We start from the raw sequence: 14,319 nt of genomic DNA, 5'->3' as shown, positions 1-14,319 counted from the left end.
CACCAATTGCTGCTACACAATACCACCAATAGCCGCTACAAGGTTCAATATGAATATCAATAGCTGCAACAAAGTTGATAACCCCTCCAGGCGCAAGATCGGTACGACTCGGCGTAGTGTTTCCGGGCTTTATCCGTTTCGCGGCGTGGGTCCAGTAGACTTCGAGTCTACGTTGGAACGCGACTTTCTGATCCGCCTGGAAACGGATAGGCGGGTACTAGATGTCGTTTCGCAACCCACGACTATTGAATTTGTTGGCCTTCGCGGGCAAGTCTATCCCTATACACCGGACTATCTGGTGACCTACCGGGCATATCCTGGGCCTTACCATGCCCCTATTCTTGTTGAGGTGAAGCCCGCCAGCGAACTGGATAAGCATTTGCCCGAATGGAAAGCAAAATTCCGTGCGGCCATGACTCATTGCAAGGAGCGGGGCTACATATTTCATTTGAGGCATGAACCGCGTATCCGCGACCAACGCTGGAAGAATGCCATGTTTCTGCAGAGATATCGGCAAATGCAGTTCGTGCCGGAAGAGTCTGAATGGATTATCGGGAATCTGCGTCAAATGGGGACAGCGACGTTTGACCACCTGTTGGCCCGCCACTTTTTTGGAGAAGTGGACCGCGCCATAGGCATTAGCCACCTGTGGCACCTGCTGGCGACTGCACGGATGGAGTGCGACTGGTCACAGCCATTGTCCCAGACCAGCGAACTTTGGGTGCCGGATCATGGCTAAGCCAGCCCGACAAACGTTTCTGCCAGCGCCAGGAAAGATGGTGATGACCTCCGGAAAGATTTATCGCATCACTGAAGTGCTGGATTTGGAAACCGTCATTGGGTTGGATGTGGAGTCTGCCCGGAGTTGCACCCTGCGTATCGCTGACTTGGCACCTGCGGCGGATGGCACCGTAATGGTTCGTGATCTGGATACCATTGCCGACGAAGATTGGAAGACGGCGCAATCCCGATATGCAGCGATACAACCGCTTCTGGACCGATTTGACGTGGGGCGGCGTGAGGTAGAGGCTCGAGCTCAAGAAGTGGGAATCAATTTCACCACGCTTTACCGTTGGCTGAAGCTATATCGGGATGCGGGAACTCTTGACGGGCTCATGCCGGAGAAAAGAGGTGTCAGGAGGGGTGCCAAGAAAATATCGGTCCATGCGGAACAGATCATTCAGGACGTTATCAGTGTGCTGTATCTGACTGTGCAGCGGCCCTCCGTTCAGAAGGTAGTTTTGGAGGCGCGCCGACGGTGTATTGAAGCGCAACTCACTGAGGTACCGCACCCGAACACGGTACGTGCCAGGGTCGCGGAGATTAGTGAACGTGAGACGCTACGCAAGCGGGGATATCGTGAGAAGGCCAAGAACAAGTTCATTCCTGTCCCCGGTCAGTTCCCCAACGCGGATTATCCACTGGCTGTTGTGCAGATAGACCACACACCCGCAGATATTATTTTGGTTGACGATATTTATCGCAAACCCATTGGCCGCCCCTATATTACTATGGCAATAGATGTGTTTAGTCGCATGGTCGTTGGCTACTATCTGTCCTTTGACGCACCTTCGGTAACCTCTGTGGGGATGTGCGTGGCGCAAGCTATTCTTCCCAAAGATGATTGGTTGGTCTTGCATAAGGTCGATGCAAAATGGCCAGTGTCTGGTCTAATGACGACCATTCATGTGGATAATGGATCGGATTTCCGCTCGGAAAGCTTCCGCAATTCCTGCATGATGTACAATATTCGTCTGGAATACCGACCGGTAAAGCAGCCCCGCTATGGCGGTCACATCGAACGTTTATTGGGCACCATGCTGAAAGAGATCCATGATCTACCCGGAACTACGTTCTCGTCGATAAAGGAACGGGACGAATACGACTCCGAGAAGCACGCTACGATGACCAAGTCGGAATTTGAAACATGGCTGGTTACCCTTATTTGCAAGGTGTACCACAAGCGACTTCATTCTTCCATCGGTATGACGCCCGAGAAAAAATGGGAACTGGGTATCTTCGGGGATAAAAACACCCCGGGCCGTGGAATGCCCGCGTTACCTGCGAATCGTGAGGTATTGTTATTGGACTTTTTGCCAATGTTCAAGCGGACTATTCAGGCGGATGGTGTTTCCGTAGATGGACTGACCTATTATGCGGACGTTATCCGGCAGTGGATCAATGCGGATGACCCGGACACCCCCGGTAAAAAGCGGCAATTCATTTTCCGCCGTGATCCCCGTGATATCAGCGTGATCTGGTTCCATGATCCTGAGTTAAAAATGTATTTTCGCATCCCATACGCGGATCAGACGATACCGAGCATGAGTATCTGGGAGTACCAGCAGGCGGTAAGCCGCGCTCGTCAGCAGGGTATGAAATCTGTGGATGAGGCCATGGTGCTCCAAGCCTTGAATGATCTGCGGCAACAGGTCGATGGCTCGTCGGAAAGGACGAAAAAGGCGCGTCGCCAACAGCAAAAGCGCAAGGAACACGCGAAAAAGGTATCTCCATCACAGCCGCTGACTTCAAATAGAAGCGTATTGGAGAAAGCGGCCCCTGCCTCGATGTTGCTGAAAGGCGTTGTTAAGCCATTGGATGATATTGCATGATGGACCTTACTCATATTCATCCGGAATTCCGCCATATTTTGGGCATGTCGGATAAGGACCGCATGGCATTTCTCGACGAGCCGCGCTGGATAGGTTACGCCCAGGCTAATCGCCTTTTGGATAACTTGCGCAGTTTAATGGAAAAGCCCGTGCGCCCACGTATGCCTAATCTGTTGATCGTTGGTGATTCCAACAATGGCAAGACAACGGTTATTCGGCGTTTTCAGAAGTTGCATGGAGAGGGCTACGTTAATGAGGATGCGGAACCCGTCAAACCGGTTATTGTAAGCGAAGCGCCGCCCAGCGCGGACGAAAAGGGGTTGTATATAGCGATCCTGGAGCGTTTCTGGACACCGTACCGAGCGACGGATTCTGCTTCTAAGCTGCGCTACCAGGTGGTTCATCTGATGCGAGACTGCCATGTGCGTATCCTGGTTATCGACGAATTTCACTCTCTCCTGACGGGGACGGTGACTAAACAACGCGAGGTCATGAACGCCATCAAGCTGCTATGCAACGAATTGGCGATCCCCATCGTTGGCGTGGGCATCAGAGAGGCCGTCCGGGTTTTGCACACGGACCCACAGCACGCCAGCCGCTTTGATGTGGTCACGTTGCCGCCTTGGGAATTGAATCCAGAGTTTCAGCAACTGGTAGCGAGTTTTGAACGAGTATTACCACTCAAAAAGCCCTCTTTGTTACATCAAAGCGAGACGGTAAGTCTGCTTTTCGCCATTTCCGAAGGAAATCTTGGGAATCTCCATCGGCTTTTGGTGGAGTGTGCGGTGGAAGCCATTAAAACGGGTACGGAGAAAATCGACAAATCGATCATAGAGGGGAAGCAATGGCTGCGGCCTACGCATGGCATTCGGGAACTGGTGTAGAGCGCCCGCGTTAGGTGCGTTCTGTACCTTTGCTGCCCGATGAGATTATCTCGTCGTGGCTAGTGCGGGCGGCGCTTGCCCAAGGCTGCGATCCCATGGTGCTTACCGGCGAAGTGTGGCCTAAGTGGCGCATATGGACGAGAGACGCAGACCGTTTTCTGGATGACGCACCGTTGAATAAGCTGACCGCCCCGGCGGGGATTCCGCTGTCTTCCTTTCGTGCCGCGACGCTCAAAAGTGTCGCTGAGCGTGTCAGTAAAGGACCTCTGCCCGACAGGGCCGTGTGGCCATGGATATTGGCGCTGGGAGCGCGGAATACCAAGCGGCGAAGCGGTCTGCAGTATTGTCCTGATTGTTTGCGCGATGACCGTATTCCTTATTATCGCCTGCAATGGCGTCTCGCGTGGCATGTGGGTTGCGAGCATCATCATTGTTCGCTGCTAGACCGCTGCCCACATTGTAGGGCGCCCTTGGAGCCGCACCGTCTGCATGCGGAGGATGGTCATATGGCGGTCTGCGCGACCTGCAGAGGCGATTTGCGGGATGTGGGCGCTATTACGCCATGTTCGGACGATGCTATGGCGTTCCAGGATGCAGGCGACGAGGCGATTCGTCATGGCAGTGGTCAGTTTATGGCGCACCCGACGGAGACCGATGCATGGTTTGCCGGTGCGTCTTTTTTGTCCGCATTATTGCGAAGAGCTAATCGTAGCGATGCGGAGGCGTTGCACGTATTTCTGGAGCGGATGGGGGTTGCAGTCCCTGAGCTACCGCTGAATCCCGGCACGGGGGTGGAACTGCTCGGTACAGCGGAACGTCACCTGTTGCTGGGCGCGCTGTGGAAGCTGATGCGAACCGACTTGGCCGACGTGTCTAAGTATCTCCAGGAATCCGGTATTACCCGCCAAGGTTTTGTGAGCAAGGGAGAACGGATGCCAGACTTGTTCGCTGAGACTTTCGCGCAACTGCCTGATAACGCCAGAGGACCCAGAAAGCAGGCAGTACGCGATCCTGGTCAGCCCCGGCCGCGTCACGAAGTAATGCGCATGTGGCGGCGATTACAGCGCAAGCTGGAGATGTCGCAGCGATGATGGATACGGTGGCGACGCTGTCGGCTGAGGTGATTTGCGACGAATGTGGCAAGCGAGGCAGAAAAATAACGCGGGTTTACCACGGCTATAAGTATTGTCCCACATGCTACGCACGAGAATTCAAGCGCCGACTTTGTCCGAAGTGTGGGAATTACGCACGGTTGCCGCGCAGGGATATAACTGCTGTGTGTCGTCACTGTGCGCTGGACCAGCCCTGCATCCGGTGTGGAAAGACAGACTTCCGAGTGGGACGGGTGACGCGCTCTGGCCCTGTATGTAATTCCTGTGCGAAATATTTTAGGGAGGCTGAGGCCTGTGAGCTTTGTGGCGAGTTGTCGAGAAGGCTAACGCGGGTATCTCGGTTTAATCATAATCTACGGCTTTGCTCAAAATGCGCCCATGCAGATCACGGAAACTGCCAGGCATGCCACCACCCTAGACTCTTGGTGGTGACCGACGATGGGCGGCGCTTGTGCAAAGTCTGCCTCGATGGCGGAATGATCCTCTGCCAGGAATGTGGGCAATCTATGCCGGCTGGCAGGGGTGCCCAGTGTGAGCCGTGCTATTGGCGAAGCCTCCTGACCAAGCGGATAGCCATGAACTTGGCAGCGTTTGCTATGCCGGTTATGGCTGGTCATTTTGAGCGATTTGGTGCATGGTTGGCCGTTACTGTCGGGGATAACAAGGCCGCCATTACCGTGAACCGCTATCTTTCCTTCTTTATGGAGATCGAGAAAGTTTGGAAGGCTATCCCGGACTATAACCGATTGATTGCTCATTTCGGCGCCGAGGGGCTACGCAGGGTGAGGCTTCCCATGCGGTGGATGCAGGAAACTGGGCTAGTGGTCAAAGATGTTGCTGTGCAGGCAGGAGATTCCGAGAAGCGGCAAATTGCTGGTATGCTGAAGGCGCTGGAAGGCGATCCGCCAGGTCTGCGGGTACTGAAAGGCTATCACGATACACTTATGGCGAAGGTGAAAGCTGGAAAACTGAGTTTGCGATCCGTGCGCCTTGCCATGGCACCTGCGAAAGCGTTGATGTTGGAAGCCCAGAAAATGGGCCTAAAGAAGCCAGATCAGAAGGCTGTGGATGTATATTTGGCTAAGGTGCCCGGCCAACGTGCCGCTCTGACGGGGTTTGTGCGATATTTGCGTGAGGCGCATTCTGTGGGTGTCGCGATGCCTAAAGCCAAAGAGGGTGCCGCCCAAAAAGTCCGTCAGCGTAAGTTAGAGCAGGAAATGCTGGCGATGATGCGTGAGGGTGGGGAAGGCGACGAGTTTTTGCGCCGATGGGTGTCGGTGGGGTTGGCGTATTTTCATGGGTTGCCGAGGAAGGTGGGGATAGGAGCGGATGTGTTGAGAACGGACGGTGAGGGCATGGCTATAAATGTTGAAGGTAAGTCGTACTGGTTACCCTCAATAAGTCAGATGGGGTTGTCTGAATAATGTGCCAACGTTATCAGTACGAAGACGTAAGGATGCTAGGGGGCTCCACCTACCGTCGAAACTTTTGCGTCGGCGTTCGCCTCCCGAAGGGCTTTGGAAGAGTGATATAGGTACCATCGGCGGAGGCTGACGTTGAGGTCCTTGGCCAGATTGCTCACATGGGCGAACGTCACACTATCACCGATATCGGCTTTTCGCATGTCGAAGCAACAGAGCATTCGGAGCAGACTGTTGTGGGTGTCGCCGTATGAATGCGCCTGGTTCACTCCGTCAAGGATGTGTCGCTCCAAGACCTCCTGAGTCACAGGAGTCCCAGTGGATCCAAAGCTGCGCAGTATCTTGAGCTCAAGCAATGCATGATGGTAGATAGTCCCGGGCGGCTCGGTTCTGTCGTCGACGATTTCGATGTCAGTGCGACCAAGCTTGACTGCTTGCTCTTGTCGAATCATGCACCACAGGAAGCGGCCAACCAAGCCTAAACGTACGATTTGCTGCACCGTATGTTCAGCCTGTTCAACGGGCCACGTGCATCTGAAAGGGTTTCTTCTCCCGCTGGTCAGGCACTAGGTTCAACTCCGTTTGCGCGGCAAAGAAACTGGTACCGTCTAGGCCAGTCCTCATCCGCTGCTCATCGGTGGCGTTATTATGCCCGTCAGTGACAGCCACCCATGCCGCAGGTTGCCAGTAAGGCGGACGGTACGATTCTGGATTCACATTCTGTAACAAATTCGTCGTGGTATTGTGAAAAGGCACGATTTATACTGCCTCCGTATTCTTCCATGAAATATTCCCGAAGGTTTCCAATGGGATTGGACATCCGGATGGGGGGCGAGGTTGTTCTCAGGCAAACCACAGATTGGGAGGTTTCCATGAATGATCCTTTTCGGCAAATCGGTCCCTATCGGCATCCTTCTTCTGGTTTGGTGCCTTTCGCTCTCTTCGGTGGCGGCAAGCGCCGCGTCACTCACGTCGGCGCAACGGGTTGCCCGCATCCAATCCCGCCTCGGTCATCTCGAGCATCGGGAAACCCTTTTGCGGTCCAAAGGCAAAACGCGACGCCTCGCCAAGGTGGATGCGCGGATCGCGAAACTCCAGACGCGGTTCGGCAAACTGCAGGGCCAGTAAAAGCGGTGGGCGAACGCAAAATGGTTGGCGTGTGGATAGGGATGGTGATCGCTCTGGCAGGTTGCGCGATGACTTCTGGCTGCGGGGCCGCCATGGGGCGTAACGGTTCCTCCCTCGCCAGTCGGCGGAGATCGGTGCTCGCGGAAACGTTGGATACGGTGCCCGGAATGCCGGGTGTATCGGCCCTGCCCGGGTGCCCGCCAGGTTCCTGGCCATGGCTGGCGGAGGACGGGACGCAGGTTTTGGCACACGGGCGGTGGCACTAATGGCCCCCGATCACCCCGCGTTTGTGGGATACGCTGCTGGCTCTCCTGGCGGCCATTATTTTGACTTTTATCAAGGGTGCGCAAGCACTGGCGACGCTTCTCGCCGTCCAGTCCGCAGTGAAGCGGGCGGCCGCACGGGAGGAACATCCCCAGGTACCCAAAGTATTTGAGTAATAGGAAAATTCACGGCAAGCCCAGGCCGCTGACTAGGCTGGGCGTTGGAGGTGAAAATCATGTTTTCTCATGGTGGGCCATCGTATCAAAGCGGTTGGAAGATCCTGGTCATGCTGCTGGGATTGGCGTTGCTGTCCGGTTGTGTGGTCGTTCCGCGTGGGGGATATTACATCCATCCCTGCTGGCACTGCGGTTGGCGACGGTAAGTCTTCGCGCTCAGGAAAACCCAAGCTGACGCGGGGCGGAGGTGAACATGCGGGAAAACGGTCGTTTCTGGGGCAAATGGGCGGTCCTTGGGTTGATCTCGTTCCTCCTGTTGTGCGGGGTGTGGGTATTTTCTATCCCGCGCGCGACAGCCGGTGTAGAGTTTGCTTTCTCCGTGGGGGACGGAGTCAATGCCTACTACCTGCCGGCTATGGCGGATTTTGTCTACTCTGATGATGGGCTCTATTACGAATGGTCGGCGGGTGGCTGGCTGTACAGCGGCGATTACTACGGCCCCTGGCTGCCGCTGCCCATGACCATGGTCGTGCCGTCACCACTCTTGTACGGTCCGCCGCCTCCGGTATCCGCCTTTCGGCCCTATTTCATCTGGTGGAGGGCGCGGGTGGCGCCGTGGTATCGCGTCTATCATCCTGGCTGGTGGCTGCGACATCATGTGGATTTGGCGCGTTACCGGATCTGGCGCGCGCGGGTGGTTCCCGTGTACAGGAATCGGCCTTTTTACCGATGGCGTATGCATCCGGTTATCCGTCCCGTCGGCGGCCGCATCCGTATCGCTTACCGGGCGCGTCGTCGTCCGGTCCGCCGGATTATCGTCGCGCATCCCCATCCGTTGCGGCGGCGGGTGATCGCACGGCGCGAGCGATGAGGAGATGTCCCATCCAGGGATCTGAATTCCTTGAGTACGGCCGGATTTCACCCAAAAGGATGAAGTGTCTGGGGACATCTTTAGTGGAGCAAAGCGTGCTTATCGGGTTGTCGCCTAAAACGGCATGCCGCATACCATGAACAGTGCTCATGAAAGCAGTGATACACCATATATAAGTATCTATGGGAGCTAACCCGATAAGCACGGAGCAAAGTAACGGTGAAGCGGGGGCGGTCTCCCTTGTCCAGCCCGATTGCGGCGTGCAGGGTGATGATCTCCCCTGAGGATAGCCCTTGGCGCGGAGGGAGGGCGAGAACGGCTTCGGCCAACAGTCTCCCTGCCAAGGTCCCCGGAGAAATTCCTTCGGTCTGGGCGTGGCGGGTGAAGCTTTTCATGGCGTTCTCCGGTATCCATACCTCAATTGCGCATTCCGGCGATCGTGGGCAGTGATTCCGCCATCGTGGGCACCCGATTCGTCAACCTGCCCGGCAATCTGTTCAGAACCCGCCTGAACGACGGCCAGGATGGCGGAGCGGTGATTGACGTGGGTCATGAAATCGTCCTGGAGAAAACGGGCTACGGGCTGGACCAGGCGGCGATGGATGCCTTGCGGGGGTTTACGGGAATCACGGAATGGGGCCTGGTCGGCAGCCGGACCGGTGCCTGCATCATGGCCTGTGGGTTCTCCCTGTGGGACGCGGGGATCCCCTTTCATGTGATCCGGCACCTGTGCGCGGAAGAAAAAGGCCCGATGTGCGAAGTGGTGGATACCGTGCTGCAGCGACAGTTTGGAGTATGACATGCTGATACCATCTTGATGAACTTCACGACGTAAACAGACTCAAACACACGCACTCAGAAATACGGCACAAAAAGGGGATATGCCATGGTTGAAACGGAAATCAGCCTGCTGCAAGCATTACAGCATCGGATCAGTGATCGCATTCTTGCCTTGGCACAGCATGCGTTGGATCTCGGCATGAAATATGCCGTCCTGGACATTCATCGCCAGGATGGGCTGATTTGCGTCATCACCACCAGTTACCCCATGGCTAAAGGGATCGCCCAAACGGCTGTTCATCACCCTTTGCAAGTAGTCAGCCTGACGAGCATCGTCGCTGTGGGCATCACCCGTCGGGAAGGGCACATCTAGCAAGGGGCGCACCCTGCAAGGGTTGCGCCCGGCAAGATCGAATCCTGACCATTCACGCACAGGAATAAAACATGCTCATTGTTATTGAAGGCGTTGTGCTGCCGGATCGTCGTAAATTCCGGCCATCGGACTGGGCGGAAATGCTGATTGAGGGAGCAGGCCTGGCACACTTTGGTCCGAACCATAAAATTCACTATGAGGATGACGTGGAACCGGCAACCATCGATGGCTATGCGTCCATTATTTTCGACGAAGCCCTGGAACAGTCACAGCCGGAAGCTTACGCGGAGTTGCTGCACTTTGCCACCAAGAACAACCTGAATATTTTCATGAAAGAAGGGACCATTCAGCATCAGGACGGGTGCGCGTCCCGCGAAGGACGCGCACCCTGCGATCCGCATCTGCCTGCGAAAGAGAAATGCCGGGCATGAAGATGGTCCAGGCATGGACGCCGTGGAAAGACCAGATACTGGCAGAGAATCGGAAAAATGAATGATGGTTGCTGAAATTCCTAAAAACAGGCTGGTCCAGGCCGTGGCGGCAGGCGGGATGGATCTGGGCGAAGATTCCTCCTACAAGACCCCGGAAGATTGGATAGGTAAAGGCGGGCTGACCAAGCAGCTGGTGGAGCGGGCACTACAGACCGAGACGGTCGAGCACCTGGGATATGCTAAATCAAGAAGGAGTTTTCAAGATGAATAATCGCTTGTTCGTTGTTTCTGTTATTGGTATTTTGCTTGGCACACCGTTGGCGGTCGCGTCCACAACCATTCCCTCCACTTCAGCGGTAACTTCCGCTAAAACGGCAATCGCAACCCATGCTCAAATCGTCAAGCAGAAACGGATTGCCCATATCCAGGCTCGCATTATGCGGCTGAAACGTCTGGATACGATTTTGACGTCCAAGAGCGAAACGCTGCGACTGGCCAAGGCGGCACGTGTAAAATCGCAGATTAGGAAACTCCAGGCACATCTCACCAAGCTGCAGGGCAAATAGAGTCATCGTCCCGTGTCGCCAGGGTCATGCACGGAAGACTTTTCTGTAGGGCGGTGCGCGCCATCATTGGCACTGCTTGTGGTGTAAGGGCGATTTCATGGAGCAACCTGGATATTAGCCCTCCCGGCCAATCATCCCGAGGGTTGCCCGGCGAGGTCTGTACTCCCAATCAGCCACCACCGCCTTGCTCAGCGCGATATACCTGCACCCCAGACAATGGAGGCGACCCACGCTTTGGCAACACGCGCAGGCCATAGCAACAGAGCATGAAACCCCGGTTAAAGCCTTGGCTTTGTCGCGAAAGAATTCGCTCCCCAATGATGAAGGAGACAGCATGGCTGTGTACCCGCTAAAAATTATGAAATTCTTGGGTAGTCCCCGGATCGGCATCACACCAGATGACGTGATGCATTTTGCCGTTCATTCTGGGCAGGAACGCAGAGGCCGGATCTCCGACATGACCTGTCCGGCAAACAAGACTCCCTCGTCGCTAACAGGCAGGTCGGCGAACTTCAGGGCTGCTGCCGTCCAAGTATTGCAAGTATGGAAAGCATCGTAGGTGCCTGTAGAGGCAAAGAAACGGCTTCCCGGAAATGGGCCGGGGGCCAGACTGACCGGATCCTCGCTTGGCCCCATTCGCAGGTAGTCTCCAAGATAGGCGTCGAGCCTCCAGACGGCGGTGCGGGACACGCATATCCAGCGCAGATGAGCATCAGGCGGAAGCGCATTTTTCGGGTGCTTTGATAGGCCTTCGACGAAAACAACGCTCGAAGAGGGAAACAAGGCGTCGATCGCCATTCCCGGTCCCGGATGGGTTGCTATGTAAAAGTTCCGGTTGCCCCATCCGTATGCGAGATACTTCGCTTCCGGGAACCAATGGCGCAAGTGGTCCAAGGACGGACCGAGAGCTCCGACAGGCAGGACCAGACCGGTGTGCCAGCCTTCGTCCAGCACCCCGATGGTTACTTCCGTGCTGTTTGTAAGAAAGTGCGGCGGCGGCGGCAAGACCGGCTTAGTAGCGACCGAAGGCGGCAGGCCGGGCGCGCAGCTGGCCAGCATAGCGGTTGCCAAGGTCGCGATGGCAACCCGCGCCGCCAACAACAGCCTGGGCAATGTGCCTGGGCCGTGTATGCCCCTGCATCGCTGGGGCACAGGCTCCCTCGGGGCGACGCTGTGCTGCCGCGACAGATGGGGAGAACGTACGCCCAGCAATAGCACCAAGCGTTCGAGCGTTCTGTGGTGGATGACATAACGTCCGTACATGGTGCACCTCTCTGAAATGGTGTACTCCATACTCCATAACACCGCAGTATACCGGGTAATCATGTCACGCAGCTGAAGTTATATTCACTGAGATCACTAACACGAACAAGCCAAAAGGACTGGATTATGGCGATGGCTGAGTGCTGCCGACCCGCCCGCAGCCGTAGGTGTAGCGGCTTGCAATCGAAAACGGCGTGCTCGCAATCAACGGGCATTTTCAGCTCACATTAACTGCGACTGACGGGTCCTCGTGCTCACATTATTTGCGCCTATGGTCGCAATCATCCGCCTGTGCTCGCAATCGAAAATGGTGTGCTCACATTAATTGCAACTGACGGCACCCCTGTCCGCTTGAGGTATACTTCAATCGGATGCAGCAATGAGAAAATGAAGCGTGGCAGGGCTTCCAGCCGTCCTACCGTGCTATATTTTCCGTTTTCTCTATCGACCCCATGCAGCGCATCACCGATGAGACGTTCCGGATGGCGACCGCGATCAACCCGTATTCAATGACCGTGCCCCTTCTTCCCAGTGCAGATGTTTGACGATGCGCCACTGAACCCGGCACGAACGCCCCAGACTTTTGCCCAGAACGCCGCCCGCTGCTTTGCTTCCCCGGCACTGGTGATCTGCCGGTCCACCGCCCGGCTCAATCTCCGTATGGCATACATCCGCCTTTCGTCGCTGTTACGGCGCATCACAGCCCCTTTCCATTGCCCGCGGTACTCGTTCACCTGTCGTCAGGTAGGGATCTATTCTTTGCGTGTTAACCAGTTTGGACGTGGCTACCTCATCGGCCAAACCCTTGTGGCGGCGCGTAGGCTGCTGCCGTTGCCGATCATACTCCCACACTGTTGTCCAAAACGGATCAACGGCTTGTTTGACCGATGATCGGTATCGCGGTGTAAGAATGGGCACCCTATCGCCTTATCCTGCAGTTCATGGAATGGAATTGACGAACCACAAAATAACTGCACCAACCAGAACAGAAACCGTGACGGCGCCAGCAGCGCCAACCATTGCAAGGGTGAGCATTCTTGCCACTTCAACTCCGAATGTCATGTCAACCTCCATCCATCGCTGATTGCCTGTAAAATCACCTTTCTCACAGACCCGTTCAGTGCCGATGGCACCAAACGAACGCCCCAGGCTGCGGGGCGGCCGATCTGTAGATTGAATAATAGTATACAGGCATAGATTTGTCTTGTTTATTGCGCTAAGCTATTCAGCGGAGGACGGTTCAGGCCGCATGGGGACTACTATCCCTCGGCCCTACCGAGCCTGGATCGTTTTCCGATCGTGATAGCCCGCTCCACGTTGCCAGGAGGGCGTTCATGCGCTCACCTGGTTTTTTACAGGCGATGGATGCGGAAACGAAAAAGGGGGTGTGTGATGATGGCGAACATAGACAGGGGTTTTGTGGAGTCGTTGAACAGGCGCACGGGGTTGAACCTGACTTGGGAGGAGTTCAAGGCGATTTATCAGGAGCGGAAGGCCGAGCGTGACGCTGACCCGGCCATTCAAAGCCGGAAGGCGCGGCATCGTGTCGAGATGGAGGATATGGATGCCTTTTTCAGGTGATGCGCAGCATAAAACATGCCAATAAAAAGCAGGTGATGCAGTTGCACCCGCCGATCTCCGTGAGTAGCATCATCGCCATGCACGAGACCCACCACAAAGACAAAGAACGTATCCTGCGCTGCCTCCGCAACGGCCCCAGGACCTGCAAGGAAGTCGCAGACGCCCTCAAGCTATCCTGCCTGCGCACCAATCACCTTATAGTGGACCTGGCAAAACAGGGGCTGGTCCACGCACACCACTGCACCATCAATGCATCGGGGTCACCCATCAATGTTTGGGCGTTACCATCCTCGGAAACACCCCCATTACTCGCAGGGACCGCATGAGGTGGACCATTTCCAAGGCTTCACCGAAAAAAGCACCCTGCACAAACCATCAAAAGAACCTCAGAAAACCACCGAAGAACTGGTCCCGATTGTCGTTGCTGCCTTAGCAGGAGCCATGGATTCACGGGAACTCGCCACCGCTACGGGATTTCCGCCTGCAGCGGTTGGCAACGCTTTAAGATTGGCGAGCAATTACGGGTTGGTCAGCAAGGTGCCGCCTTTCGACAAGCGCGTGATGACCTGGGAACGCACCAAAGGAAAGGCGTACACGACCGCGCTAAACGCCTGGGAAACACGTCGTAAAAAGCCTCCCAAGTCATCGCAACAGCCTGAGAATCCAACCAATACCCTTTCATCATCCCGCATCAATGAGGCGTTTTGGAGCCGCTGGCTGCGCAATGACCCGTCTACCCGACCAAAACTCGATGACTGACCATCACGCACCCCCATTTGTTGTGCGGACTCGCCTGTTGTGGGGGCGGCGTCTGTCAACCGCGAAAAGGCATCGAGAAATGGCCCAGAATCGGTTTT

The 14,319-nt window shown here is 55.6% G+C and carries 20 protein-coding genes; 16 read left to right on the top strand and 4 right to left on the bottom strand.

The window, feature by feature from the left end; all coding sequences use genetic code 11:
• Nucleotides 1-49 precede the first annotated feature (49 nt).
• From F6A13_RS11165 to F6A13_RS11145, 5 genes are all read left to right on the top strand, one after another.
• Nucleotides 50-739 (top strand): heteromeric transposase endonuclease subunit TnsA, encoded by a 690-nt coding sequence (locus F6A13_RS11165; protein ID WP_012537231.1) that lies wholly within the window; start codon nt 50-52, stop codon nt 737-739.
• A complete protein-coding gene (locus tag F6A13_RS11160) occupies nt 732-2,612 on the top strand; it encodes a Mu transposase C-terminal domain-containing protein (RefSeq protein ID WP_012607455.1) in 1,881 nt (626 codons plus the stop codon). Before F6A13_RS11165 ends, F6A13_RS11160 begins: the two co-directional genes overlap by 8 nt.
• Nucleotides 2,609-3,496 (top strand): TniB family NTP-binding protein, encoded by an 888-nt coding sequence (locus F6A13_RS11155; RefSeq protein ID WP_041646474.1) that lies wholly within the window; start codon nt 2,609-2,611, stop codon nt 3,494-3,496. Before F6A13_RS11160 ends, F6A13_RS11155 begins: the two co-directional genes overlap by 4 nt.
• Nucleotides 3,497-3,510: 14 nt before the next feature.
• Nucleotides 3,511-4,587, top strand: coding sequence for a TniQ family protein (locus F6A13_RS11150; protein ID WP_111122573.1), 1,077 nt, complete (start codon nt 3,511-3,513; stop codon nt 4,585-4,587).
• 596 nt (nt 4,588-5,183) lie between these two features.
• Entirely contained in the window at nt 5,184-6,032 is an 849-nt protein-coding gene (locus tag F6A13_RS11145; RefSeq protein WP_148208626.1) for a hypothetical protein, read from the top strand.
• A 513-nt stretch (nt 6,033-6,545) separates the two neighbouring features.
• On the opposite strand, the gene F6A13_RS11140 is transcribed toward F6A13_RS11145, so the two are convergent.
• Nucleotides 6,546-6,785, bottom strand: coding sequence for a hypothetical protein (locus tag F6A13_RS11140; RefSeq protein ID WP_012537226.1), 240 nt, complete (start codon nt 6,783-6,785; stop codon nt 6,546-6,548).
• A 120-nt stretch (nt 6,786-6,905) separates the two neighbouring features.
• Here F6A13_RS11140 and F6A13_RS11135 point away from each other — a divergent pair, with 120 nt between their 5' ends.
• The 8 genes from F6A13_RS11135 (at nt 6,906) to F6A13_RS11100 (ending at nt 10,618) form a co-directional block, all read left to right on the top strand.
• Entirely contained in the window at nt 6,906-7,157 is a 252-nt protein-coding gene (locus F6A13_RS11135) for a hypothetical protein (protein ID WP_009563471.1), read from the top strand.
• A gap of 287 nt (nt 7,158-7,444) precedes the next feature.
• A complete protein-coding gene (locus tag F6A13_RS15440; RefSeq protein ID WP_012607450.1) occupies nt 7,445-7,597 on the top strand; it encodes a hypothetical protein in 153 nt (50 codons plus the stop codon).
• A 253-nt stretch (nt 7,598-7,850) separates the two neighbouring features.
• Nucleotides 7,851-8,468 (top strand): hypothetical protein, encoded by a 618-nt coding sequence (locus F6A13_RS11130; protein ID WP_009563470.1) that lies wholly within the window; start codon nt 7,851-7,853, stop codon nt 8,466-8,468.
• Between the two features lie 421 nt (nt 8,469-8,889).
• Nucleotides 8,890-9,267, top strand: a complete 378-nt coding sequence (locus F6A13_RS11120; protein ID WP_009562714.1) for a hypothetical protein — start codon at nt 8,890-8,892, stop codon at nt 9,265-9,267.
• A gap of 87 nt (nt 9,268-9,354) precedes the next feature.
• Nucleotides 9,355-9,621: a hypothetical protein gene (locus F6A13_RS11115; protein ID WP_009562712.1), complete on the top strand. Its 267-nt coding sequence runs from the start codon at nt 9,355-9,357 to the stop codon at nt 9,619-9,621.
• Nucleotides 9,622-9,692: 71 nt separating this feature from the next.
• A complete protein-coding gene (locus tag F6A13_RS11110) occupies nt 9,693-10,052 on the top strand; it encodes a DUF3579 domain-containing protein (RefSeq protein WP_009562710.1) in 360 nt (119 codons plus the stop codon).
• A 61-nt stretch (nt 10,053-10,113) separates the two neighbouring features.
• Entirely contained in the window at nt 10,114-10,323 is a 210-nt protein-coding gene (locus F6A13_RS11105; protein ID WP_009562708.1) for a hypothetical protein, read from the top strand.
• On the top strand, nt 10,316-10,618 hold the full coding sequence (locus tag F6A13_RS11100) for a hypothetical protein (RefSeq protein WP_009562706.1): 303 nt from the start codon (nt 10,316-10,318) through the stop codon (nt 10,616-10,618). The genes F6A13_RS11105 and F6A13_RS11100 overlap by 8 nt, the downstream gene beginning before the upstream one ends.
• Nucleotides 10,619-11,038: 420 nt before the next feature.
• Here F6A13_RS11100 and F6A13_RS11095 read toward each other — a convergent pair whose 3' ends face one another.
• The 3 genes from F6A13_RS11095 to F6A13_RS15850 form a co-directional block, all read right to left on the bottom strand.
• Nucleotides 11,039-11,881: a DUF2459 domain-containing protein gene (locus F6A13_RS11095; RefSeq protein ID WP_041647457.1), complete on the bottom strand. Its 843-nt coding sequence runs from the start codon at nt 11,879-11,881 to the stop codon at nt 11,039-11,041.
• 506 nt (nt 11,882-12,387) lie between these two features.
• Complete coding sequence (locus tag F6A13_RS11090; RefSeq protein WP_009562702.1) at nt 12,388-12,579, bottom strand: hypothetical protein; 192 nt, start codon at nt 12,577-12,579, stop codon at nt 12,388-12,390.
• A gap of 241 nt (nt 12,580-12,820) precedes the next feature.
• Nucleotides 12,821-12,943 (bottom strand): hypothetical protein, encoded by a 123-nt coding sequence (locus F6A13_RS15850; RefSeq protein WP_257246328.1) that lies wholly within the window; start codon nt 12,941-12,943, stop codon nt 12,821-12,823.
• A 330-nt stretch (nt 12,944-13,273) separates the two neighbouring features.
• On the opposite strand from F6A13_RS15850, the gene F6A13_RS11085 reads away from it, so the two are divergent.
• From F6A13_RS11085 to F6A13_RS11075, 3 genes are read left to right on the top strand one after another with little or no spacing between them, the layout of a single operon-like run.
• Nucleotides 13,274-13,462: a hypothetical protein gene (locus tag F6A13_RS11085; protein WP_012537223.1), complete on the top strand. Its 189-nt coding sequence runs from the start codon at nt 13,274-13,276 to the stop codon at nt 13,460-13,462.
• Nucleotides 13,462-13,788 carry a hypothetical protein gene (locus tag F6A13_RS11080; RefSeq protein ID WP_012537222.1) on the top strand — a complete coding sequence of 109 codons (327 nt, stop codon included), beginning with the start codon at nt 13,462-13,464 and terminating at the stop codon, nt 13,786-13,788. Before F6A13_RS11085 ends, F6A13_RS11080 begins: the two co-directional genes overlap by 1 nt.
• A gap of 1 nt (nt 13,789) precedes the next feature.
• Nucleotides 13,790-14,221 carry a hypothetical protein gene (locus tag F6A13_RS11075; RefSeq protein ID WP_009568517.1) on the top strand — a complete coding sequence of 144 codons (432 nt, stop codon included), beginning with the start codon at nt 13,790-13,792 and terminating at the stop codon, nt 14,219-14,221.
• Nucleotides 14,222-14,319: the final 98 nt, after the last annotated feature.

Source organism: Acidithiobacillus sp. 'AMD consortium' (assembly GCF_008926505.1).
Taxonomy (GTDB): Bacteria; Pseudomonadota; Gammaproteobacteria; order Acidithiobacillales; family Acidithiobacillaceae; genus Acidithiobacillus; species Acidithiobacillus ferridurans.
The sequence above is the reverse complement of the archived record's forward strand: the minus strand, read 5'-3'. Positions and strand labels throughout refer to the sequence as shown.